This window comes from Rhodoferax sp. RT5P35, assembly GCF_056521385.1.
In genome coordinates, this window is the sequence record NZ_JBWMAX010000141.1 from 1 (window position 1) to 1,391 (window position 1,391).

2 protein-coding genes are annotated in these 1,391 nt (G+C 63.1%); both read left to right on the plus strand.

The window, feature by feature from the left end; genetic code table 11:
• The coding region (gene dctP / locus AC097L_RS24405; RefSeq protein ID WP_479589310.1) for a TRAP transporter substrate-binding protein DctP at nucleotides 1-615 on the plus strand (615 nt) is incomplete at its 5' end.
• A 223-nt stretch (nucleotides 616-838) separates the two neighbouring features.
• Nucleotides 839-1,246 (plus strand): YchJ family protein, encoded by a 408-nt coding sequence (locus tag AC097L_RS24410; RefSeq protein ID WP_479589311.1) that lies wholly within the window; start codon nucleotides 839-841, stop codon nucleotides 1,244-1,246.
• Nucleotides 1,247-1,391 lie beyond the last annotated feature (145 nt).

Consider the following 1,391-nt stretch of genomic DNA (forward strand, 5'->3'; position numbering starts at 1 on the left):
AAAGCCGGTGTGCAGCCCCTGGCCTTTGGTGAAAATGGCTACCGCGAAATCAGCAACTCCAAGCGCGCCATCCACAGCCCGGCAGACCTCAAGGGCATGAAAATCCGCGTCGTCGGCTCGCCGCTGTTCCAAGACACCTTCACCGCCTTGGGTGCGAATCCCACGCAAATGAGCTGGGCCGACGCACAGCCCGCCCTGGCCACCGGCGCGGTGGACGGGCAGGAAAACCCGCTGTCTATCTACACCGCCGCCAAGCTGCACAACGTGGCGCAAAAGCACATCACCCTGTGGGGCTATGTGGCCGACCCGCTGGTGTTTGTGGTCAACAAAGACATCTGGGCCAGCTGGACCGTGGCCGACCGCGCCATCGTCCAACAAGCCGCCCAGGATGCGGGCCGCGAGCAAATCGCCATCTCCCGTAAGGGCCTGGTGGAAGCCGACCAGCCCTTGCTGAAAGACCTGGCCGCCCTGGGCACCACCGTGACCAAGCTCACGCCCGAAGAGCGCGCCGCGTTTGTCACAGCCACCCGCCCGGTGTTTGAAAAGTGGAAGAAGACGATTGGTACCGACCTGGTCGCGACCGCCGAGAAGTCCATCGCTGCTCGTAAGAAATAAGGCTCACCCCCAGGCTGCAGCGCTTCGCCCGGGATCGGCCCAGAGGGTCGATAACGCACCTTTCGCCAACCCCCCTCGTATTGGCTTGTAAAGCCAATACGACACGCAGGGGGCGATACCAGAGGCCCGGCAAAGCCGGTTCCTCGGTATCCCTGGAAGGCGTGCGTTCCGCCTGTTGGGTAAGCTGTTTTGCCACCAATCCTGCAATCTCGACTATCCCAGCATGAAGAAAAACCTGCACCCCGCCCACGCCCCGTGCCCCTGTGACAGCGGCCAGACTTACGCCGACTGCTGCGGCCCGTGGCACAAAGGCATGGATGCAGGCATCTACGCCCCCACGCCCGAGGCCCTGATGCGTTCGCGCTACAGCGGCTACGTGCTGGGCCTGCTGGACTACCTGCTGTTCACCTGGCACCCGTCTACCGCGCCGGGCGACCTGGAGCTGGCCCCGGTGAAATGGCTGGGCCTGGAAGTGCGCAGCGCGGTAGAGGCGGGCGATGCAGGCATCGTCGAGTTCGTCGCCCGCTGCCGCGACGGCGACAAAGCCCAGCGCATGCACGAGACCAGCCGGTTTGTGCGGCAGGACGGGCGCTGGTATTACATCGACGGGCAGATGCACGGGGCGGAGTAGGGAAATTCGGTGTGTGATGGATGCCAACGTGGCTAGACCCGCTGTGGCTTATGGAATCACAAGGAAAACAACATGCTGTTAACTGATATCGCCGTCGAGCACACGCTAGCATCCCCAAAGGGAGGACCTCGTGGGACGTTTTTTG

Coding starts and splice junctions, on each gene's coding strand:
- AC097L_RS24410 (WP_479589311.1), top strand. CDS start 839: ATGAAGAAAAACCTGCACCCCGCCCACGCCCCGTGCCCCTGTGACAGC.